Consider the following 20,993-nt stretch of genomic DNA (forward strand, 5'->3'; position numbering starts at 1 on the left):
GCGGCGTGCCTCGCCCGTCGGGCGGTGGCGCACGGGACGCCACCCCACCCTCCGCCGGGACGCCCCATCCTTCGCCGGGACGCGCCCCCCGCCCTTCGCCGGGCCCCGCGTCAGGCCGGCCGCTGCAACACCGTCATGCTCCGGTCGAGCAGCGTCAGCCGGTCACCGGCGGCCACCTTCCGGCCCGTGCCCGGCGGCACCCCCTCGGCGCGTGCCGTGTCGACGACCACCTGCCACTGCCGGCCGTGGTTGACCGGGATGACGAACTCCAGCGGCTCCGGCGACGCGTTGAACATCAGCAGGAACGAATCGTCCGCGATGCGCTCGCCGCGCGGACCCGGCTCCGAGATCGCGTTTCCGTTGAGGAACACCGTCAGCGCGCGTGCCTGTGCCGCGCTCCAGTCACGCTGCGCCATCTCGCCTCCCTCGGGCGTGAACCAGGCGATGTCCGACAGCTCGTCGTGGGTGCCCTCCACCGGCCGGCCGTGGAAGAACCGCCGTCTGCGGAACACGGGATGGTCCCGCCGCAGCCACACCATCGCGCGCGTGAACGCCAGCCGCCGCGCCGCAACCCCCGCACCGGCCTCCGCCTCCAGGGCCGACCCGGTGGACCGGGCGGACCCGCGCCCCTCGGAGACCCCCTTGCCGGACCCGCCTTCGCCCGCCCCGACCTCGTCCGGCCAGCTCACCCACGACAGCACGCTGTCCTGGCAGTAGGCGTTGTTGTTGCCGCGCTGGGTGCGCGCGAACTCGTCCCCGTGGCTGAGCATCGGCACACCCTGCGACAGCATCAGCGTGGCGATGAAGTTGCGCATCTGCCGTTCCCGCAGATCGAGGACGTCCGGATCGTCCGTGTCGCCCTCCGCGCCGCAGTTCCACGACCGGTTGTGGCTCTCGCCGTCCCGGTTGTCCTCGCCGTTCGCCTCGTTGTGCTTGTCGTTGTACGAGACCAGGTCGTGCAGCGTGAAGCCGTCGTGACAGGTGACGAAGTTGATGGACGCCAGCGGGCGCCGCCCGTCGTCCTGGTAGAGGTCCGACGAGCCCGTCAGCCGGGACGCGAACTCCGCGAGGGTACGCGGCTCACCGCGCCACAGATCGCGCACGGTGTCCCGGTACTTACCGTTCCACTCCGTCCACATCGGCGGGAAGTTTCCCACCTGGTAGCCGCCCTCGCCGACGTCCCACGGCTCCGCGATCAGCTTCACCTGCGACACCACAGGGTCCTGCTGCACCAGGTCGAAGAACGACGACAGCCGGTCCACCTCGTGGAACTGCCGGGCCAGCGTCGCCGCCAGATCGAACCGGAACCCGTCGACATGCATCTCGGTGACCCAGTACCGCAGTGAGTCCATGATCAGTTGCAGGACGTGCGGGGACCGCATCAGCAGTGAGTTCCCGGTGCCCGTCGTGTCCATGTAGTACCGCGGATTGTCCGCCAGCCGGTAGTACGAGGGATTGTCCAGGCCCCGGAAGGACAGCGTCGGACCCAGGTGGTTGCCCTCCGCCGTGTGGTTGTAGACCACGTCAAGGATCACCTCGATCCCGGCCTCGTGCAGCGCCCGCACCGCCGACTTGAACTCCAGGACCTGCTGTCCCCGGTCGCCCCAGGACGCGTACGCGTTGTGCGGGGCGAAGAAACCGATGGTGTTGTAGCCCCAGTAGTTGTTGAGGCCCATCTCGACCAGACGGTGGTCGTTGACGAACTGATGGACCGGCATCAGCTCCAGCGCGGTCACCCCCAGCTCCGTGAGGTGCTCCAGGATCGCCGGGTGCGCCAGCGCCGCGTAGGTGCCCCGCAGCTCGTCCGGGAGCGCCGGGTGCCGCATCGTGAGGCCCTTCACATGGGCCTCGTAGATCACCGTGCGGTGGTAGTCCGTCCGGGGCGGCCGGTCGTCGCCCCAGTCGAAGTAGGGATTCACCACGACCGACGTCATGGTGTGCGGCGCCGAGTCGAGGTCGTTGCGTCTGTCGGGCGCGCCGAAGTGGTAGCCGTACACCTCCTCGCCCCACTCCACCCGACCGCTCACCGCGCGCGCGTACGGGTCGAGAAGCAGCTTCGCCGAGTTGCAGCGCAGCCCCCGCTCGGGCGCGTACGGGCCGTGCACACGGAAGCCGTACCGCTGCCCCGGCATGATGCCGGGCAGATACGCGTGCCGCACAAAGGCGTCGCTCTCGCGCAGCTCGACGGCCGTCTCGGAGCCGTCGTCGTGCAACAGACACAGCTCGACGCGGTGCGCGGCCTCCGAGAAGACCGCGAAGTTCGTGCCGGCGCCGTCGTACGTGGCACCTAGGGGATACGCCTGTCCAGGCCAGACCTGCATGGATACGACTCTTCCACTTCCGGCCCGTGGTCTGGGGGCCACTGGGGGCAGAGTCTCCCCGAAAGTGAGTGAACCTCCTAGGACTTCGGTCCGTCCTACCGGGTGACCACACATACTCGGTATGCCCGCACACCGGGCACAGGGGACTTTGGGGGAAGAAGTGCGCCAATGGGCCAGACGCCATCTGGGGAAGGTGGTGGCCGGCGGAGCACTCGCCGTGGCCGGCACCGCCCTGATGGTCGCGGTGACCCTGCCGGGCACGGCGGGGGCGGGGGAGGCCAAGGACACCGGCGGCACCGCCGCGTCCGGCACGCCCGCCGCCGGATCCGGACAGCGGGAGCAGGCGCCCCCGGACGGCGTCGTCGAGGACGCGCCCGACGAGGGCGAGCGCGGGACGGGCAGCGACCCGCTCACCGACGACGAACTCCGGCGGGCCGAACAGATCGCCATGGCAGGGGGCCTGCGCGCGAGCGCGCGGAACGTCGAGGGCGACCGGGGACCGGAGCGGCTCTCCACGAACCTCGGCGAACCCGACCCGTCCGACGCGCCGGGCAAGGACGGACACCGGTTCGCCGAGATCGTCCTGTACGACTACAAGAGCGACGCCGTCATCACCAGGACCGTCGACCTGACCACCGGCAAGGTCGCGGAATCGACCACCGCGCGCGGGGTGCAGCCGCCGCCCGGCCAGGGTGAGCTGACCGAGGCCGCGCGCCTGCTCATCGACGACCGGCTCGGCAAGGACCTCAAGGCCGACTACCGCCACGCGACCGGCAAGCAGCTCACCGACCCGGGCCAGCTGGAACTCAGCGGCATGGTGTTCCGCAAGGAGACCACCCAGCGGGTACCGGCAGGGCTCGCCGACTGCGGCACCCACCGGTGCCTGCGGATCGTCGTCAAGGTCAAGAACGGCCCGTGGATCGACACGCGCGCGATGGTCGTCGACCTCAGCGCCCGCACCGTCGGCCGCCTGGGCTAGCCGTTCCGCGGGGCAGCCGCCCCGCCCTCTTCTTCTCCCGATCAGCTTCTCTCCCAGAGGGAGTCACACCGCATGCACGTCCGCAGACTGTCGCGCGCCCGCAAGACGGCCGGCGCGGCCCTCGCCACCGCCGCGCTCCTCGGCACCGCCGCCGCCGCGGGACCCGCCCAGGCCGCGCCCGCGGCCCCACCCGCCGCCCCCGCCCCGGCGGCCGACTGCAGCGCCGCCTACCGCATCCAGCAGACCCTCGACGGCGGCACCACCTGGCGCATGTGCTGGCACTACAACACCCTGTCCGGGCTCGTCCTCGACAAGATCAGCTACCAGCCCAAGGGCGAACCGAAGCCCATCCCGGTCCTCAACAGCGCCCGCCTCGCCCAGGTGCACGTGCCCTATGACGACGGCGAGGCCGAGTACGACGACATCACCGGCACCGACTTCGGGTACGCCCTGCAGAACCTGAAGCCCGCCGAGTGCCCCGGCGGAACCGTCAAGACCGTCAAGGTCCCCGACCGGGGCGACGTCAAGGGCCTGTGCACCACCACGCGCGCGCGGGGCCACGCCTACCGCCTCGCCAACGACGAGGGCACCAAGGTCTGGCAGGCCCAGGGCAAGGACCTGCTCGTGTACAGCGTCAACAAGGCGTCCTGGTACGAGTACATCACCGAGTGGCGCTTCTCGTCCGACGGCACCATCACCTCCAACGTCGGCGCCACCGGCAGCCTCTCGCCCTACGACTACGACGGCGGCGACAGCCGCGGCTGGCCCATCGGCAAGGGCGCCCGGGACTACGCCGAGAGCCACAGCCACAACGTCTTCTGGCGGCTCGACTTCGGCCTCGACGGCTCCACCAAGAACAAGGTCGAGCAGTACGACTCCGCGGTGACCCCGCCGCGCGGCAACGGCAGCCCCACCACGAAGACGACCCGCACCCCCGTCACCAAGGAACTCGCCGGCGACGCCAAGGCGCTGCGCTGGTGGCGCGTCGTCAGCACCGCGGGCAAGAACAAGGACGGCCACCCGCGCTCGTACGAGATCGTCCCCGGGCACACCGCCAAGTTCTCCGGACGCCCGTACACCAAGCACGATGTGTACTTCACCCAGTACGCCAAGTGCGAGAAGTACGCGAGCAACAACCCGAGCTGCGCCACCGGAGCCCCCACCAGCGTCGACAAATGGGTCAACGGAGAGACCCTCAAGCACCCCATCACCTGGGTCAACATCGGGTTCCACCACATAGCCCGGGACGAGGACCAGCAGCCCATGCCGGTGCACTGGCAGGGCTTCTCGCTCGCCCCGCGGGACGTGACCGCTATGAATCCGCTCACTCCCGCCGACCTCGCCGACCAGAACGGCAGGCCGCGCGCGGGGAGTTGAGAAACGACCCTGGCCATCCGGCTGCACCGCCGACCGCTCCCGGAGTACCCTTCCTTGATCGTTGACTGGGGGAGTGCGCAGGGGTGCGGAAGGCGGTGCGCGGGTGAGCGCGGGAGGGCTGGAGCTGCCCCCTGGTGACGGTGGTCACGAGGAGGGCTCCGCAGACGTCCCACCCGGAACGGTCTCCCTCGCCAGGCCGATGGAGATGGGATCGCAGATCGGACCCGAACTGGACTGGGGCGCCGACGCCTGGCGTGAGGTGCGCACCCGCGCGCGGCGCGCCGGGCGGGCCTACATCTGGCTGAACCTGGTCGAGCAGCGGCTCCGCGCGGTCGTCGCCGCCGTGCTGCGTCCGGTGTACGAGCCGGTGCACGGCGACGACTGGGTGGTCGCCGCCGCGGGTCCCGCGGGACAGGAGTGGGTCCAGCGCGCCGTCGCCGTACGGGAGGTCAGCCGCCGCAAGGGGTACCTCCTCGACCCGGCCGACGACAACGTCCTGAGCTTCCTGACGCTCCCGCAGCTACGGGAGCTGATGGTGCAGCACTGGCCGTGCTTCGAGCCCTACTTCGACGACCGGCGCGACGTCGAACTCGCCCTGGACGAGCTGGAGGTCACCCGGAACGTCGTCTCACGCAACCGCGCGCTGTCCGAGGCCGTCCTCGCCCAGGCCGAGCGTGCATCGGCGCGGCTCCTGGAGATACTCGCCACGGGCTCGGACGTGCCGTCCGCGCGCCGACTGCCCGTGGACGCCGTCGAGGATCTCGTCGGCGACCGGTTCGCGGACGTGGTGGGGGTGCATCCGGACCGGGTGCGGCTGATGCGCCAGTTCCCGGCAGAGGACATCTTCGGCGGCGCCCGCCGGGTCGACGCCATCGGGATCGGCCTCAATCTGCTGGTGCAGAACTTCTCCGGGCGGCGGCTGATACGCCTCGCCGAGTCGGGGTGCCGGGTGCGGCTGCTGTTCCTCAACCCGGCGTCCAGCGCCGTCAAGCGGCGGGAGCGGGAACTGGGGCTGAAGCGCGGGGAGTTGAGCCGTTCGGTGGAGATGAACATCCTGCACATGCGGCGGGTGCGGGCGCGGCTGCGCGATCCGGGGGCGTTCGAGATCCAGGTCTTCGACGAGACCCCCCGCTTCATGGCCTATCTGGTCGACGGGGACGGGCCCGACGGGATCGCCGTCGTCCAGAGCTATCTCCGGCGGACCCGGGGGATGGAGGCGCCCGTGCTCGTGCTGCGGGGCGGCGGCCGGGTCGTGAAGGCCGGCGAGCTGGGCGAGGGCGGACTCTTCGAGACCTACCGCGAGGAGTTCGAGTCGGCGTGGGCCGACTCACGGCCGGTGTCCTGAGGCGCACCGGCCGGTCTTCCGGGCAGACGAGGGGCGCCCCAGGGGGCTAAGCGGAATGCGGCCGTCGGATTGTCAGTGGCCCGTGACAGGGTGGTGGTCACCGGGGGAACGCACCACGAAGGAGGGCGCCGCATGGGGTGGCACCAGGAGCTGCTGATCGGCTTCGACCTGGAGACGACCGGGACGGATCCGCGCGAGGCGCGCATCGTCACGGGAGCCGTGATCGAGGTGAGGGCGGGTCAGCAACTGGGGCGGCGTGAGTGGCTGGCCGATCCGGGGGTCCCGATCCCGGCGGACGCGGTCGCGGTGCACGGCATCTCGAACGAGCGGGCGACGGCCGAGGGCAGACCGGCCGACCAAGTGGCCGACGCCATTGCGAACACCCTCGTGACCTACTGGAACGCGGGCGTGCCGGTCGTCGCGTACAACGCCGCCTTCGATCTGACGCTGCTCTCCGCAGAGCTGCTGCGGCACGGACTGCCGTCCCTGCGCGACCGGTTGGGCGGCCGGGACCCGGCGCCGGTCATCGATCCCTACACCATCGACCGGACCGTCGAGCGGTACCGCAGGGGCAAGCGGAATCTGGAGGCGGTCTGCGCGGAGTACGGCGTGGTGCTCACCGCCGCCCATGACGCGTCGGCCGACGCCCTGGCCGCGGCCCGCCTCGCCTGCGCGATAGCCGTCCGCCACGCGAAGGTCGCCTCGGCGGGCCCGGCCGAACTGCACCGCCGCCAGATCGAGTGGTACGCGGAGTGGGCCGCCGACTTCCAGAGCTTCCTGCGCCGCAAGGGGGACGAGACGGCGGTGGTGGACGCGTCGTGGCCCCTGCGGGATCCGGCGCCGGACCCGGTTCCGGGGGCCGACCGGACAACCGGGTGACGCGGTGAGCGGGGGCCCCGGGTATCAGAACGGGTGCCAGCGAGTGGTCTCGTCCGCCGTCCGCAAGGACGTGACGCGGCGCCGGAACTCCTCCAGGGCCTTCGGGTTGCTCGGGGCGTGCTGGGCGACCCACGCACAGCTCGCCGTCTCCCGGGCGCCGCGCAGCACCGCGCACCCCTCCCACGCCCGGACATCCCAGCCATAGGCGTCGGTGAACGCGTCGTACGCCTCGTCGGAGAGTCCGTACCGGTCGTGGGAGAGGGCCATGACCACCAGGTCGTGCTCGCGGAAGTCCCAGGAGAAGGTCTCCAGGTCGACCAGGACCGGACCGTCCGGGCCGACGTGCACATTGCGGGGCAGCGCGTCCCCGTGGATCGGGCCCATCGGCAGATGCGGCGTCAGGGCAGCGGCGGCTGCCGCGAATCCGTCCCGGCGCTCCCGCAGGAACGCCGCGTCGGCCGGGTCGACGGCGTCCCCCGCCAGCCGCAACCAGCGTTCGACACCGCCGAGGAGTTCACGGCGGGGCAGTTCGACATCGGGCGACGGCAGGGCGTGCACCAGACGCAGGAGGCGGGCCAGGTCGCGGGGTTCGGCGGGGCGGACGGCGTCCGGCATGCGGTGCCACACCGTCACCGGGTGACCGTCCACCAGCAGCGCGTCCGGCTCGGCCGCCCGGACGGCGGGGACGCCCGACGCGGCCAGCCACCGGGCGACCCGCACCTCGCGGCGTGCCCGGTCGAGGAGATCCGTGCCCCGGCCGACCTTGACGACCCGGTCGCCGGCCGCGAAGACGGCGTTCTCGCCCAGGGACAGCAACCGCGCGCCGGACACCCCGGCGGGCAGGACGTCCCGCGCCACACCGGCCAGCACCTCCCGTGCCCGCACCTCGTCCATCCCGTGCCACCCGCTTCCCGCTCCCGCTGCCGTACCCGTTCGTCGGTCAGTGTCGCATTCGTACTGGTCGGGACATGGCCTGGGGCGTGCGCGGTGCCTTGACGGCGGGAAAGTCCGTCAGCACGATGACGGGGGCCGCCAGGGCGGCCGGATCTGGATCAGCCGCCCGAGAAGGAGCCGATGCAGTGACCTGGGCGACCGCGACGACGCGGCCCGCGAAGCGAGCGGACTTACCGGGCGGCGCGCCCGGACCCGGACCCGGTGGCGGACCCGGTGGCGGATCGGGCAAGGACCGGAGGTTCGTCGACCACGGCGCCTGGTTCCTGGTGCTCCCGGCGCTGATCCCGATCCTCGTCCTCAGCGTCGGACCCCTCCTCTACGGCATCGCGCTGGCGTTCACCGACGCGCAGTCGGGCCGGACCCAGCCCACGCAGTGGATCGGGTTGCTGAACTTCCGGGACCTGCTGCACGACACCCTGTTCTGGGACTCGTTCCGGATCGGGCTGCTGTGGGCCGTCGGCGTCACGGTGCCCCAGTTCCTGCTGGCGCTCGGACTGGCGCTGCTCCTCAACCAGAACCTCCGGTTCCGCTGGCTGGCGCGGGCACTCGCGATCGTGCCGTGGGCGATGCCCGAGGTCGTCGTCGGCATCATGTGGCGCCTCGTCTACCACCCCGACGCGGGCGTCCTCAACGAAACCCTCCGCGATCTCGGCCTCGGCGACGGCCGCGACTGGCTGACCGGCCTCGGCACCGCACTGCCCGCCGTGATAGTCGTCGGGATCTGGGCGGGCATGCCGCAGACCACGGTGGCGCTGCTCGCCGGACTCCAGAACACTCCGCGCGAACTGCACGAGGCGGCGGCGATGGACGGCGCGGGCGCCTGGCGCCGGTTCCGTACGGTCACCTGGCCCGCGATCCGGCCCGTGGCCCTGGCCATCTCGGCGCTCAACCTGATCTGGAACTTCAACGCCTTCGCCCTGGTCTACGTCCTCACCAACGGCGGACCCGGCGGCCGGACCCGGCTGCCGATGCTGTTCGCGTACGAAGAGGCTTTCCGCTACGGCCAGTTCGGCTACGCGGCGGCGATGGGCTGCGTGATGGTCGCCGTGATCTCGGTGTTCCTGGCCTGCTTCCTGGCCGGCCGCCTCAGGGGAGGCGACGCGTGACGACACCTCGACGCGTGACCGCGCCCCGGACCGTGGCCCGCACCGGGCAGTACCTCGCGCTGCTCGCGTATCTCGTCTTCCTCGCCTTCCCGTTCCTGTGGCTGATCTCGACGGCCTTCAAACCGCCGCGTGAGCTGGGCAGTCTGCATCCGACGTGGATTCCGGAGGATCCGACGCTCGCCAACTTCCGGCAGGCGTTCGACGAGCAGCCGCTGCTGCAGGCCGCGCTGAACTCGCTGGTCGCGGCGGTCGGCGCGGCCGTCATCGCGGTCGTGATCGCCACACCCATGGCGTATGTGATGGCCCGCCGCAGGACCCTGTTCGCGCGGGCGGCCACCGGCTGGGTCGTGGTCAGCCAGGCGTTCCCGTTCGTCCTGGTCATCATCCCGCTGTTCCTCGTCCTGAAGAACCTCCGGCTGATCAACTCCGTACCCGGGCTGATCATGGTGTACGTGGTGTGGGCGCTGCCGTTCGCGCTGTGGATGCTCGTCGGGTACGTACGGGCGGTGCCGGTCGAGTTGGAGGAGGCGGCGGCGGTCGACGGGGCCGGGCGGCTGCGGACGCTGCTGTCGATCACCGCGCCGCTGCTCGCGCCGGGCATCGTGGCCACCGCGCTGTTCGCGTTCATCACCGCGTGGAACGAGTTCTTCTTCGCGCTCGTCCTGCTCAAGACCCCGGAGAAACAGACCTTGCCGGTCGTCCTCACGCACTTCATCGGCGCGGAGGGGGCCGCCGACCTCGGGCCGCTCGCCGCCGCCGCGTTCCTCGCCACCATCCCGTCCCTGGTGATCTTCGCGATCATCCAGCGGCGGATCACGGGCGGGATGGTCACCGGGGCGGTGAAGGGCTGATGCGCCGCCACGCGCTGGCCGCCGTCCTCGCCCTCCTCCTCCCGCTCGCCCTCACCGGCTGCTCCGGCGGCGACGGCGGAGGCGACGACGGCGGCCGGATCACGCTCGACTTCCAGTCGCTGGCCTGGCAGAAGGAGTCCGTGGACGCCAACAAGCAGTTGGTGGAGGAGTGGAACGCGACCCACCCGGACGTCCAGGTCCGCTATGTCCAGGGGAGCTGGGACAGCGTCCACGACCAGTTGCTGACCTCGTTCGAGGGCGGCGAGGCGCCCGACATCATCCATGACGCGTCGGACGACCTCGCGGACTTCGCGTACGGCGGCTACCTCGCCGATCTGCGCGACCTGCTGCCCCGGCGGCTCAAGGACGACATCCCGCAGCGCAGTTGGGACACGGTGACGTTCGGCGAGGGGATCTACGGTGTGCCGTTCCTCCAGGAACCGCGGGTCCTGATCGCCAACGCCACCTGGCTGAAGGAGTCCGGTGTACGCATCCCGACCCCGGAAGCCCCCTGGTCCTGGGACGAGTTCCGGGCCATCACGAAAGAGCTGAGCGGCAAGGACCGGTACGGGATCGCGTGGCCGCTGAAGGAACCGGTGTCGGCGACGCTGAACCTGTCGCTGTCCACGGGCGGCCGGATGTTCGTGCGGGGCCCGGACGGCAAGGTGAAGGTCCGGTTCGAGGCGGCCGACGCCGTCATGCCCCGTACCGTCCACGACCAGGTCGGTGCGGACGGGAGCGCGTCCGGCGCGACGCTCGGGATGGGCGGCTCGGACACGCTGCCCGGGTTCTTCGGCGGCAAGTACGCGATGGTCCCGCTCGGCTTCTCCTACCGGCAGCAGATCGTCCAGCAGGCGCCCAAGGGCTTCGACTGGCAGGTGCTGCCCGCGCCCGCCGGGGCGGACGGGCTCGCCCAGGGCGTCAGCCCGCAGACGCTGTCCATCGCCGAGGACAGCCCGCACAAGAAGGAGGCCGCCGCGTTCGTCGACTTCCTGCTGCGGCCCGCGAACATGGTGCGGCTCGCGCTCGGCGACTGGATGCTGCCGACCGGTACCGAGGCGCTGAAGGACCCGGCCCTGCGCACGGAACGCGACGACTGGGCGACCGGGACCGCGCTCGCCGAAGGGCTGCGCCCGGCGCCCGCGCAGTCCGTACGGGGCTATCCCGAGTGGAAGGACAAGGTGGCGACCCCGGCGTTCCAGGAGTACTACAGCGGGGCCATCGGCCTGGAGGAGCTGCGGAAACGGCTGGTCGACGACGGGAATCTGGTGCTGGCGCGCTATCAGCGGTGAGGTGGCCGGGCGGAGCGCCTGTCCAGGTAATCGGTTGCACGAGACGTTTCGTCTCGCGTAGGGTCACGGGCATGACCACCCCCCGTAACCCCGGCGCGTCCCGACCCGCCCACATCGCCATGTTCTCCATCGCCGCGCACGGCCATGTGAACCCGAGCCTCGACGTGATCAGGGAGCTGGTCGCCCGGGGGCACCGGGTCACCTATGCGATCCCGCCCGCCTTCGCCGAGAAGGTCGCCGAGACCGGCGCCGAACCGAAGCTGTGGACCTCGGTCCTGCCCACCGACGACGAACCGGAGGCGTGGGGCACCGAGCTGATCGACCACATCGAGCCGTTCCTCACCGACGCCCTCCAGGCCCTCCCGCAACTCGCCGACGCGTACGCGGGGGACGAGCCGGACCTCGTCCTCCACGACATCACGTCGTACCCGGCGCGCGTCCTCGCCCACCGCTGGGGCGTCCCCCTCGTGCAGCTCTCGCCGAACCTGGTGGCCTGGGAGGGGTACGAGGAGGAGGTCGGCAGGCCGATGTTCGAGCCGCTGAAGCAGACCCCGCGCGGCAAGGCGTTCTACGAGACCTTCGGCCGCTGGATCGCGGAGAACGGCTTCGAGATCGGCGTCGAGGACTTCATGGGCCGCCCCGACCGCTGTCTCGTCCTCATCCCGAAGGCGCTCCAGCCGCACGCCGACCGCGTCGACACCGAGCGCTACACCTTCGTCGGCGCCTGCCAGGGCGACCGCGCGGCCCAGGGGGCGTGGCGGCGGCCCGCCGGCGCCGAGAACAAGAATGTGGTGTTGATCTCACTCGGCTCGACCTTCACCAAGCAACCGGCGTTCTACCGCGAGTGCCTGAAGGCGTTCGGCGATCTCCCCGGGTGGCATGTGGTGCTCCAGATCGGCAAGCATGTCGACCCGGCGGAGCTGGGAGAGATTCCTCGCAATGTCGAAGTGCATGACTGGGTTCCGCAACTCGCGATTCTGCGGGAAGCTGATGCATTCATCACACACGCAGGTGCGGGTGGCAGCCAGGAAGGGCTCGCCACGGCGACCCCGATGGTGGCCGTTCCCCAGGCCGTCGACCAGTTCGGCAACGCGGACATGCTCCAGGGGCTCGGCGTCGCCCGGCACGTACCGGCCGATGAGGCGACCGCCGAGACGCTGCGCGCCGCCGTGCTCGATCTGGTCGCCGATCCAAAGGTGGCCCGCCAACTCGCCGCGATCCAGCACGAGATGGCGACCGAGGGCGGCACTCCGCGCGCCGCCGACCTGATCGAGGCGGAACTTTCGGCAAGCCTGAAGGCGAACGGAACGGCAAGCGGAACGGCGAGGGCGGTTCGGCCTGGGCAGGGCGAGGGATGAAGGTGCCCTGTGCAACCAAGATGGCCGACCGGTTCGAAAGGTTGCCCGGTGGCCGCCACTTATTCATAACCATCGGATAACGCCGCACACAACCTGCCATGGCCATTGACCCGGTTGTCCAGTGAGACCAGTACCCCTCACCAAAGGTTGCCCACGCAGCTTCTTGAATTTGGTGTGAATTTCTTTCTAGCGTGAGAAGAACTCAGATCGAACGCCAGGAAGTTGACCATGCCCCGAGACATTCCGCCCCTCCATGAGGTGCGCCGCATCACCCAGAAGAAGCGCGACGCGTGGTGGACGGTGTTGCTCGTCGACCCCGTCGCCACGCCTCTGGTGCGGGTGACGGCCAAGTGGACGCGGATCACGCCCAACCAGATCACCTGGGCGGCCCTGCTGCTCGGTCTCGTCTCGGCGGGCTTCTTCGCGATGGGGGACTGGCGGTGGCTGATCGTGGGCGCCGTCCTCTATCACGTCAGCTTCATCCTCGACTGCATGGACGGCAAGGTCGCCCGGCTGACCGGCCGGGGCTCCGTGTTCGGCGCCTGGCTCGACTACATCTTCGACCGGATACGGGTCATGGCCTGCGCCATCGCCCTGATGTGGGGCCAGTACGACCGTACCGGCGACACCGTGTACATCTGGCTCGCGGCGGGCGTCGTGTTCCTCGACGGACTGCGGTACCTGAACGCGCTGGAGATCTTCAAGACCCGGCACAACATGCGCAAGCAGATCAAGGCCCGTATGCGGGCCGCGCGCCAGGCCGAGGACGAGTCGGGCGTCGCGTTCATGGAGGACCTGCTCCGGGACAACCCCGAGGCGGACATCGAGCACGACAACCAGACGGCACAGACCGCCGCCGCGGAAGCCGCCGCGACTCCGGAGGTCCCGGCGCAGAGGACCACCTCGGCGACGGCAACCCCGGGCGCGACGGCAACCCCGGCCACGGCGGCCACCGTGACTACGGCCGAGACGGTGGAGTCGGACGAGTCGGATGGGCCGGCCACGCCCAAGCAGGTCATCGACCTCCAGCAGGAGTTCCGCCACCGCTTCCCCGCCTACCTGCGGTTCCGCTCCTTCCTGCTGCGCCACCGCATCCGGACCCACCTCATCAGCGGTATCGAGTTCCAGATGGGCGTCTTCATCGTGGGCCCGCTCCTCGACGCCGTGATCCCCGTGACGCTCGTCTCCGGCGCGATGCTGCTCGTCTTCGAACTCGCCATCGTCTACAAGCTCCTGCTGTCCACCCGGGACTTCACCCGCACCCTGGACTCCTTCGACCTCGACGAGCGGAAGATGCCCGTCACGACCGCCTGAGCAGCGGCACGGATCACGGCGGTACGGAAACGGCGGTACGGGGAGGGACGCGCGCGCGTCCCTCCCCGTACCGCCGTATCTCTGTGTCAGGGGCCCGTCAGACCCCGACCCGCTCGCCCTCCACCGACGGCGGCCGGGGCGGTGCGACCGGCGCGGCGGACGCGTCGGACTCGTCGTGCGTCAGGTCGGGCAGCTTGTGCAGCCACTTCGGGAAATACCAGTTGCGCTCGCCGAGCAGGGTCATCACGGCCGGCAGGAGTACACCGCGGATGATCGTCGCGTCGATCAGGACGGCCGCCGCGAGACCCACACCCATCTGCTTCATCGACTGCATCGACAGGGTGCCGAAGATGGCGAACACCGCGACCATGATGACCGCCGCGCTGGTCACCACGCCCGCCGTCGTCACGACCCCGTGCGTGATCGCGTCCTTGGTGTCGCGGCCCCGCATCCGCGCCTCACGGATCCGCGACACCACGAACACGTGGTAGTCCATCGACAGTCCGAAGAGGATCACGAACAGGAACAGCGGCAGCCAGCTCACGATCGCTCCCACGCCTTCGGCGCCCACCAGCGACGCGCCCCAGCCGTGCTGGAAGACCGCGACGAGGATGCCGTAGGCCGCGCCGACCGACAGCAGGTTAAGGACGATCGAGGTGATCGCGACGGTCAGGGAGCGGAAGGACAGCAGCATCAGCAGGAAGGCGAAGACCACGACGAACGCGAAGATCGGGGCCACGGACCCCACGATCTGGTCGTTGAAGTCCTTCGACCCGGCGACCTGCCCGGTCACCGGCGCCTCCACACCGTCGACCTTGCCGAGCGTCGCGGGCCGCACCTCGTCGCGGATGAGTGCGAGGCTCTTCTCGGCCCGGCTCTGATCGGAGCCGCCGACCAGCGGCACGGACACCAGCGCGACGTTCTGCGTGTCGTGCACCTTGATGTCGACCGGCCCCCGCGAGGCGCCCGAGCTGACCGCCTGGGCACGGAAGTCGGCGAGTGCGGCCTTCACCTCGGGGGCGTTGATGTCCTTCGCCTTGACGACGACCTCGGCGGGCTGGGAACCGCCCGGGAAGGCTTCGTTGAGCCGGTTGTACGTGGCGACGATCGGCAGCGAGTCGCCGAACTCCTGGTCCATGGTGAGGTTCTGCGTCTTCATACCGAGCGCCGGTGACGCGACGGCCAGCAGGGCGCCGGTCGCGACGACCAAGGAGACGACGGGACGGGCCAGGACGACGCCCAGCACCTTCTTCCAGAACCGGCTCTCGTTGATCGCCTTGCCCTGACCGCCCTGCGCCGCCCCCGCCCCGGACCGCCGCGCTCCGCGCCGCAGAAACGGGATGCGCCCCTTCTCGACCCGCTCACCGAGCAGCGAAAGGAGCGCCGGCAGCACCGTCACGGAGCCGACCATGGCGACCGCCACGACCATCAGCGAGGCCAGGCCCATCGCCTCGAACTCCGCGATCCCGGTGAACAGCATGCCCGCCATCGCCACACACACCGTGACACCGGACACCACGATCGCCCGGCCACTGGTCGCCGCCGCGATCCGCAGCGCGGTCTCCGGGTCACGGCCCGCCTCGCGCTCCTCCCGTTCGCGCCGCAGATAGAACAGGCAGTAGTCGACGCCGACGGCCAGACCCACCAGGAGCATCACGGAGTTGGCCGTGTCGCTCATCGGCTGGAAGTGGCTGACGACCCCCATCAGACCCATCGTCGCCATGATCGCGGTGATCGCCAGGGCCACCGGGAGCAGCGCGGCGACCAGCGCGCCGAACGCGATCAGCAGAATGCCCAGCGCGACCGGCACGGCCGAGTACTCGGCCTGCTTGAAGTCGTCGCCGAACGCGTCGTCGAACGTCTTGTTCATGCTGGCGCTGCCGATCTCCGATATCCGCAGGTCGCCATGGTTCTTCTGGACGCCGTCGACGGCCTTGAGGACCGGCTCGACCCGCTGGCCCGCGGTCTCCGCCTCGCCCCGCATCTCGAACTGCACCAGCGCGCTGCGGCCATCCTTGGAGATGGTCTGCGCGTCGTACGGGGAGGTCACGGCGGTCACCTTGCCGGTGGCCTCGACCGCCTTCATGACATCGGCGACGGCGGCCCTGAAGTCCGCGTCGGTGGCCTTGGTGCCCGCGTTCTTGCCCTGGATCAGCACCGTCTCGCCGGCCGGTTCGTCGATGCCGGCCGCGTCGATGATGCGGGCGGCCTGACTGGTCTCGCCCGACATCTGCTCGCTGTCCTTGACCTTCACGGTGCCCGCGGCGGAACCGAGACCCATCGCCAGGACGACGAACAGCACCCAGATCCCGACGGCGGCCCATCGGTGGCGGGCGCTCCACGCGCCGGCCCTCGCAGCGACGCCCCGCACGCGTGTGTCTCGGTTCCCCATGACGGGATTGCCCCCCCTGTGTGCGGCGGAGCGCCCTTCGCCGCCGCCTCCCCGAAGAAGCTACGGGCACAGGGGTGGGTCTCTCGTCGTGCTCCCCGGTGAACCGGGCGGCCCCCGTCTCCTCCCTCCGGACCCCGCCCCCTCACCTCGGGGAAGGACGATGGGCCCCTACATCTATCGGGGTAACCGGAGGTTAGCCCTCAGGGCCCAAGGGGGCGTGGCGGCCCGTCGCGGTACCCGTCCACTGTCGTACCCGCGTCCTATCGTGGGCGCATGACGACGTACGCGGCGCTGTTGCGCGGGATCAATGTCGGCGGCAGGAGACTCCCGATGGCGGACCTGCGGGGCCTCCTTGAGGGTCTGGGGTACGGGGACGTGCGGACGTATCTGCAGAGTGGCAATGCCGTCTTCACGAGCGCGGGGCGCGACGAACAAGGGATCGCCGACGACCTCGCGGACGCCCTGGCGGAGCACTGCGGATTCCGGGTCGACGTCCTGGTGCGCGGGCACGCCTATCTGCGGGCCGTAGCCGACGCCTGCCCCTTCCCCGCCGCCGAACTGGAGGGGAGGCAACTGCATGTCACCTACCTCTCCGAGCCCCTGGACGCCGACCGGTTCGCCCACCTCGACCAGGACGCGTATCTCCCCGAGGCGTTCCGCCTGGGCGACCGGGCGCTGTATCTCTACACACCCGACGGCCTCGGCCGGTCCAAGCTCGCCGAAGCCCTCGCGAAGCCCGGCCCGTACCGGGGCGCGATCGCCACCAGCCGGAACTGGAACACCGTCGTCAAGCTCGTGGAGATGACCCGTGGCTGACCCGAGGACCGCCGTCGAGGCCGCCATCGAGGGGGAGTTGCGCCTCCTCGACCCCGAGGTGCGCCGCTCCCCGGAGCAGGTCGGCGCGCTGCTGCACCCGGACTTCGCCGAGATCGGCGTCTCGGGGCGGCTCTGGGACCGGCCGACGATCATCGCCGCCCTCGCCGCGCGGGCCCGCCCCGGAAGCCGGCCCGTCACCACGTCCCGGATAAAGGGCGTCCAGCTCACACCGGACTGTGTGCACCTCACGTTCGACACCGAGCACAACGGCCGCATGGCGCACCGCAGTTCACTGTGGCACCGCACCGAGGACGGCTGGCGGCTCTACTTCCACCAGGGCACACCGTTCACCCCGGAGCAGGAGGACTGAGGCTCACGTACAAGAAGACCGAGGGCTCATTCCTCGATGGGCAGCGTGACCTTCCGTACCCCGCCATGTGTGGTGTACGAGATGATCTCGCGCGGCAGCGCGAGGCGCGGATCGGCGGCGAACCTGGCGAGTGCGTCCCGGGCTGCCTCCTCCGGCCGTTCGTGTGCGGCGGCGAGGGCGTCGAGCAGGTCCAGCTCGTCCGCCGGGACCTCCGCCGCCGCCTCCGGCGCGGCGATGCCCCAGCAGTCCCACGGCAGCACCTCCACACCGTGCAGCGCGGCGAGATCGCGGAGCATGTTGCCGCGTACCATCCACAGCCCGAGCAGCCCGTCGATATGGCCCACGCCGAAGGTCGCCGGGTCCGCACCGCCGGACCGGCACGCGCGCCATGCCGCGTCCGCGACGAGGAACTGATCGCGGGGTACGTCCATGGGGTCGAACGGCACATCGTGGCCACCGTCCGCCAACTGGGCGTCGACCAGCCGCCACCCGCCGTCCGGCAGGCGGTACTCGGTGACCCAGTGGTCGTCGTGGAAGCCTTCGCCGAAGTACCGGGCGTAGCCGCAGCGGACCCGCGCCGGTGTGCCGGTCGCCCGCAGCAGCGCGCAGTGCAGTACCGCGAAGTCCCGGCAGGTCCCGACGATCCGGTCCTCGGGCGGGCGGCTCTCGGTGAGCGGTGCGGGGGAGCGGTCGCCGAGAATCCGCAGCATCTCGGTGACGTACCGCGACTCGGGCTCCTCACGGAGGCGGTCCATCGGGATGGTGTGGCCGAAGCGGTCGCCCTCCAGGGTGTGCAGGACCAGTCCGCGTACGAGGTGGGCGAGTCCGGGGGGTCGCGCGGCAGTCCCGCGAGATCGAGTCCGCCGAGGTCGGTGTAGGGGGTCTGTTCGAGATACCGGGCAGCCGGTTCTGTGCGGTAGGTCATGCCGGAAACCTCGGCCTTGCCCCAGGGGCAGGGTCAAGCAGCCGGGTGGCCCGGGGGCTCAGGCCAGCGCGTCCAGCCGGGCCACGTCCTGCGGGGACAGCCGCAGCCGGGCCGCCGCCAGGTTGTCCGTCAGATGGGCCACCGTGCTCGTCCCGGGCGTCGGGCACAGGACCGGTGAGTGCTGGAGCAGCCAGGCCAGGGCGACCTGCGCCGGACTCACGCCCCGCGCACGGGCGATGTCCGCGCACACCGGGTCGTCGGCCAGGGAGCCGTTGCCCAGCGGGAACCACGGCAGGAACGCGACACCGCGCGCCTCGCACAGCTTCAGCAGCGGCTCCGACGCCCGGTCCAGGACGTGGTAGCGGTTCTGTACGGACACGATGTCCACGATGCCGAGATCCACGGCGGCTTCGAACTGCTCGGGCGTGACCGAGTCGAGGCCGACATGGCGGACCTTGCCCGCCCGCCGCAGCTCCGCGAGCGCCCCGAGCTGATCGGCGAGCGGAATCCCGGGGTCGAGTCGGTGCAGTTGATACAGGTCGATCGTGTCGACCCGCAGCCGCCGCAGACTCGCCTCGCACATCGCCCGCAGCCGGTCCGGATGCCCGTCGACATGACACACGTCGGGCCCGGTGCGGACCACACCGCCTTTCGTCGCGACCGTCAGCCCGGGAGCGTACGGATGAAGGGCCTCGGCGATCAGTTCCTCGGCGACCGACGGGCCGTAGTTGGCGGCCGTGTCGATCAGCGTGACACCGCCGTCGACGGCGGCCCGCAGCAGGGCGACGGCGTCCTCGGTACTCCCGCGCGGGCCCCAGTAGCCGGGGCCGGTCAGCTGTGCCGTCCCGTAGCCGAGCCGCCCCACGGACACCTCGCCGGCGATCGCAAAAGTTTCCGAAATCATTCCGTGGACCCTACACGCGTCTGCCCGAGGTGCCAGGCTCGACATATGCGCTACATCATCATCGGAGCAGGGGCGGTCGGCGGCACCGTCGGGGGACGTCTCGCGCAGGCGGGGCACGAGGTCGTACTGGTCGCGCGCGGGGCGCACTACGCGGCGCTGCGCGACGGCGGGCTGCGGCTCAGGACGGCCGACGGCGAACGGACGCACCGGCTCCCCGTCGTCGACGGGCCCGAGGCGCTCGGGCCGCTGCGCGCCGACGACGTACTCGTGCTCGCCGTGAAGACCCAGGACGGCACCGCCGCGCTCGACGCCTGGTGCGACCGGCCGGTCGCGGGCGGCTCCACGGCGGCCGAACGGCTGCCGCTGGTCTGCGCGCAGAACGGCGTCGCCGGGGAACGCATGGCCCTGCGCCGCTTCCAGCACGTGTACGGCATGTGCGTCTGGCTGCCCGCGACCTACGTCGAACCGGGCACCGTCGCCGCTGCGGGCGCCCCGCTCACCGGCATCCTGCACATCGGCCGCTACCCGTCCGGCACCGACGACACCGCCCGCCGGATCGCCGGCGATCTGGAGAAGTGCCCGTTCGAGGCGCCCGTCGTGGCCGATGTGATGCGCTGGAAGTACGCCAAACTCCTCGGCAATCTCGCCAACTCCGTCGAAGCCGTCACCGGAGTCCTCACCGGCGACGACGGCCTCGCCCTCTACCGGCGCGCCCGCGCGGAGGGCGAGGCCGTGCTCGCCGCCGCCGGGATCGAGGCCACGAGCGAGGACGAGCAGCACCGGGTCAGGGCCGACAAGATCCGCTTCGCGCCCTTCGACGGCTCCGCACGCGGCGGCGGCTCCTCCTGGCAGTCCCTCAGCCGGGGCACCGGCACCATCGAGGCCGACTACCTCAACGGCGAGATCGTCCTCCTGGGCAGGCTGCACGGCATACCGACCCCGGTGAACGAAGTGCTGCGCCGCGTCGCCAACACCTTCGCACGGGAGCGCCGGGCGGCCGGTTCGATGACGGTGGCGGAGCTGACGGCCCTGGTCGACGCCGAATCGGCATACGCCGCCGACTGACCCCGCCCCCCGCTCGCATCCGCCGCCTTGTCGCTTTTCTTCAAGCCCCGGCGCCCGCGCCCCGCCTAGCGTCGGAGGCATGGAGAACGAGCACGACACCCCTATGAACGAGCACTACACCTGTATGAAGGAGTGCGCCGCCGAGGCCGCCCGGGTCGCCCGTGGTGTCGACCCCGCCCGGCTGCCGGAGCCGTCTCGCTGCGCCGACTGGGACGTCCGGACCCTCGTCAACCACTGGGTCCTGTACACCTCGTACGGCCTGGAGCACCGCGCCCGCCGCACGACGCTCCCCGACGAGCTGACGGCGCGCGATTTCACGGCCGAAGCGGACTGGGCCGAGCGGTACGCCGGCCAACTGGAACGAGCCGTCGCCGTGTGGTCCGACCCGGCCGTGTGGGAGGGCGACATCGACCTCGGGTACGCGAAGGTGCCGGCCGCCGACGTCGCCGCGCTGGTCACCAAGGAGATGGCCCTGCACGGCTGGGACGTGGCCCGCTCGACCGGCCAGGACTTCCGCCTGACCGACGCCTCGGCCCTGCTGATCCTCGCCACGGTCGACGCCAACGCCGAGCTGTACCGGCAGTACGACGGCTTCGCCGCACCCGTACCCCTGCCCGACGAGGAGTCCGCGCCCCCCTTCGCCCGAGCCCTCTCCCACAGCGGACGCGACCCGCACGCCTGAGCCGGGGCGGACTCGTACAGCCGTCCGGGATATGCTCCAACGCCCGCGAAACGGCGGGGCGGT

General features: G+C 70.9%; 18 protein-coding genes. 13 read left to right on the plus strand and 5 right to left on the minus strand.

All coding sequences use genetic code 11. The features are described from left to right. Positions 1-110 precede the first annotated feature (110 nt). Positions 111-2,321, minus strand: coding sequence for a glycogen debranching protein GlgX (gene glgX / locus ACIQNU_RS27070; protein ID WP_401371393.1), 2,211 nt, complete (start codon positions 2,319-2,321; stop codon positions 111-113). A gap of 217 nt (positions 2,322-2,538) precedes the next feature. Between glgX and ACIQNU_RS27075 the strand changes: the two genes are divergently transcribed. The 4 genes from ACIQNU_RS27075 to ACIQNU_RS27090 all read left to right on the plus strand — a co-directional run bounded on the left by ACIQNU_RS27075 (position 2,539) and on the right by ACIQNU_RS27090 (position 6,901). After that, positions 2,539-3,300, plus strand: a complete 762-nt coding sequence (locus ACIQNU_RS27075) for a Tat pathway signal sequence domain protein (RefSeq protein ID WP_401371396.1) — start codon at positions 2,539-2,541, stop codon at positions 3,298-3,300. A gap of 72 nt (positions 3,301-3,372) precedes the next feature. Next, positions 3,373-4,677, plus strand: a complete 1,305-nt coding sequence (locus ACIQNU_RS27080) for a copper amine oxidase (RefSeq protein ID WP_401371399.1) — start codon at positions 3,373-3,375, stop codon at positions 4,675-4,677. Positions 4,678-4,780: 103 nt separating this feature from the next. Continuing rightward, positions 4,781-6,022 (plus strand): SAV2148 family HEPN domain-containing protein, encoded by a 1,242-nt coding sequence (locus ACIQNU_RS27085; RefSeq protein ID WP_401371402.1) that lies wholly within the window; start codon positions 4,781-4,783, stop codon positions 6,020-6,022. 132 nt (positions 6,023-6,154) lie between these two features. Then, positions 6,155-6,901 carry a 3'-5' exonuclease gene (locus ACIQNU_RS27090; protein WP_401371405.1) on the plus strand — a complete coding sequence of 249 codons (747 nt, stop codon included), beginning with the start codon at positions 6,155-6,157 and terminating at the stop codon, positions 6,899-6,901. A gap of 24 nt (positions 6,902-6,925) precedes the next feature. Here the strand turns inward: ACIQNU_RS27090 and ACIQNU_RS27095 are convergent, their stop codons facing one another. Further along, positions 6,926-7,795, minus strand: coding sequence for a phosphotransferase (locus ACIQNU_RS27095; protein ID WP_401371408.1), 870 nt, complete (start codon positions 7,793-7,795; stop codon positions 6,926-6,928). Positions 7,796-7,980: 185 nt separating this feature from the next. Between ACIQNU_RS27095 and ACIQNU_RS27100 the strand changes: the two genes are divergently transcribed. The 5 genes from ACIQNU_RS27100 to ACIQNU_RS27120 all read left to right on the plus strand — a co-directional run bounded on the left by ACIQNU_RS27100 (position 7,981) and on the right by ACIQNU_RS27120 (position 13,776). Beyond that, positions 7,981-8,961, plus strand: coding sequence for a carbohydrate ABC transporter permease (locus ACIQNU_RS27100; RefSeq protein ID WP_401371411.1), 981 nt, complete (start codon positions 7,981-7,983; stop codon positions 8,959-8,961). Further along, positions 8,958-9,812, plus strand: coding sequence for a carbohydrate ABC transporter permease (locus ACIQNU_RS27105; RefSeq protein WP_401371414.1), 855 nt, complete (start codon positions 8,958-8,960; stop codon positions 9,810-9,812). The genes ACIQNU_RS27100 and ACIQNU_RS27105 overlap by 4 nt, the downstream gene beginning before the upstream one ends. After that, positions 9,812-11,104 carry an ABC transporter substrate-binding protein gene (locus tag ACIQNU_RS27110; protein ID WP_401371417.1) on the plus strand — a complete coding sequence of 431 codons (1,293 nt, stop codon included), beginning with the start codon at positions 9,812-9,814 and terminating at the stop codon, positions 11,102-11,104. The genes ACIQNU_RS27105 and ACIQNU_RS27110 overlap by 1 nt, the downstream gene beginning before the upstream one ends. A 71-nt stretch (positions 11,105-11,175) precedes the next feature. Further along, positions 11,176-12,462, plus strand: a complete 1,287-nt coding sequence (mgt, locus tag ACIQNU_RS27115) for a macrolide-inactivating glycosyltransferase (RefSeq protein ID WP_401371420.1) — start codon at positions 11,176-11,178, stop codon at positions 12,460-12,462. 228 nt (positions 12,463-12,690) lie between these two features. After that, positions 12,691-13,776, plus strand: coding sequence for a CDP-alcohol phosphatidyltransferase family protein (locus ACIQNU_RS27120; RefSeq protein ID WP_401371423.1), 1,086 nt, complete (start codon positions 12,691-12,693; stop codon positions 13,774-13,776). Positions 13,777-13,873: 97 nt separating this feature from the next. On the opposite strand, the gene ACIQNU_RS27125 is transcribed toward ACIQNU_RS27120, so the two are convergent. After that, on the minus strand, positions 13,874-16,168 hold the full coding sequence (locus tag ACIQNU_RS27125; RefSeq protein ID WP_401371426.1) for an MMPL family transporter: 2,295 nt from the start codon (positions 16,166-16,168) through the stop codon (positions 13,874-13,876). Positions 16,169-16,441: 273 nt separating this feature from the next. Here ACIQNU_RS27125 and ACIQNU_RS27130 point away from each other — a divergent pair, with 273 nt between their 5' ends. Next, positions 16,442-16,984 (plus strand): DUF1697 domain-containing protein, encoded by a 543-nt coding sequence (locus tag ACIQNU_RS27130; protein ID WP_401371428.1) that lies wholly within the window; start codon positions 16,442-16,444, stop codon positions 16,982-16,984. Next, positions 16,977-17,354 carry a DUF4440 domain-containing protein gene (locus tag ACIQNU_RS27135; RefSeq protein ID WP_401371431.1) on the plus strand — a complete coding sequence of 126 codons (378 nt, stop codon included), beginning with the start codon at positions 16,977-16,979 and terminating at the stop codon, positions 17,352-17,354. The genes ACIQNU_RS27130 and ACIQNU_RS27135 overlap by 8 nt, the downstream gene beginning before the upstream one ends. A gap of 26 nt (positions 17,355-17,380) precedes the next feature. Here ACIQNU_RS27135 and ACIQNU_RS27140 read toward each other — a convergent pair whose 3' ends face one another. Both ACIQNU_RS27140 and ACIQNU_RS27145 read right to left on the minus strand, forming a co-directional pair. Then, on the minus strand, positions 17,381-18,109 hold the full coding sequence (locus tag ACIQNU_RS27140; protein WP_401371434.1) for a transglutaminase-like domain-containing protein: 729 nt from the start codon (positions 18,107-18,109) through the stop codon (positions 17,381-17,383). A gap of 228 nt (positions 18,110-18,337) precedes the next feature. Beyond that, positions 18,338-19,183 carry an aldo/keto reductase gene (locus ACIQNU_RS27145; protein WP_401371437.1) on the minus strand — a complete coding sequence of 282 codons (846 nt, stop codon included), beginning with the start codon at positions 19,181-19,183 and terminating at the stop codon, positions 18,338-18,340. 45 nt (positions 19,184-19,228) lie between these two features. Between ACIQNU_RS27145 and ACIQNU_RS27150 the strand changes: the two genes are divergently transcribed. Then, positions 19,229-20,248: a ketopantoate reductase family protein gene (locus ACIQNU_RS27150; protein WP_401371439.1), complete on the plus strand. Its 1,020-nt coding sequence runs from the start codon at positions 19,229-19,231 to the stop codon at positions 20,246-20,248. Between the two features lie 79 nt (positions 20,249-20,327). Then, positions 20,328-20,930, plus strand: a complete 603-nt coding sequence (locus tag ACIQNU_RS27155; RefSeq protein WP_401371441.1) for a TIGR03086 family metal-binding protein — start codon at positions 20,328-20,330, stop codon at positions 20,928-20,930. Positions 20,931-20,993: the final 63 nt, after the last annotated feature.

The sequence above is a fragment of the Streptomyces sp. NPDC091292 genome (assembly GCF_044757265.1).
In the GTDB taxonomy this organism is placed as follows: domain Bacteria; phylum Actinomycetota; class Actinomycetes; order Streptomycetales; family Streptomycetaceae; genus Streptomyces.

Excerpts from the sequence above, each read along its gene's own strand:
- glgX (WP_401371393.1), bottom strand. The coding sequence starts at position 2,321 with ATGCAGGTCTGGCCTGGACAGGCGTATCCCCTAGGTGCCACGTACGAC.
- ACIQNU_RS27080 (WP_401371399.1), top strand. The coding sequence starts at position 3,373 with ATGCACGTCCGCAGACTGTCGCGCGCCCGCAAGACGGCCGGCGCGGCC.
- ACIQNU_RS27090 (WP_401371405.1), top strand. The coding sequence starts at position 6,155 with ATGGGGTGGCACCAGGAGCTGCTGATCGGCTTCGACCTGGAGACGACC.
- ACIQNU_RS27095 (WP_401371408.1), bottom strand. The coding sequence starts at position 7,795 with ATGGACGAGGTGCGGGCACGGGAGGTGCTGGCCGGTGTGGCGCGGGAC.
- ACIQNU_RS27110 (WP_401371417.1), top strand. The coding sequence starts at position 9,812 with ATGCGCCGCCACGCGCTGGCCGCCGTCCTCGCCCTCCTCCTCCCGCTC.
- mgt (WP_401371420.1), top strand. The coding sequence starts at position 11,176 with ATGACCACCCCCCGTAACCCCGGCGCGTCCCGACCCGCCCACATCGCC.
- ACIQNU_RS27120 (WP_401371423.1), top strand. The coding sequence starts at position 12,691 with ATGCCCCGAGACATTCCGCCCCTCCATGAGGTGCGCCGCATCACCCAG.
- ACIQNU_RS27125 (WP_401371426.1), bottom strand. The coding sequence starts at position 16,168 with ATGGGGAACCGAGACACACGCGTGCGGGGCGTCGCTGCGAGGGCCGGC.
- ACIQNU_RS27130 (WP_401371428.1), top strand. The coding sequence starts at position 16,442 with ATGACGACGTACGCGGCGCTGTTGCGCGGGATCAATGTCGGCGGCAGG.
- ACIQNU_RS27140 (WP_401371434.1), bottom strand. The coding sequence starts at position 18,109 with ATGGACCGCCTCCGTGAGGAGCCCGAGTCGCGGTACGTCACCGAGATG.
- ACIQNU_RS27145 (WP_401371437.1), bottom strand. The coding sequence starts at position 19,183 with ATGATTTCGGAAACTTTTGCGATCGCCGGCGAGGTGTCCGTGGGGCGG.
- ACIQNU_RS27150 (WP_401371439.1), top strand. The coding sequence starts at position 19,229 with ATGCGCTACATCATCATCGGAGCAGGGGCGGTCGGCGGCACCGTCGGG.
- ACIQNU_RS27155 (WP_401371441.1), top strand. The coding sequence starts at position 20,328 with ATGGAGAACGAGCACGACACCCCTATGAACGAGCACTACACCTGTATG.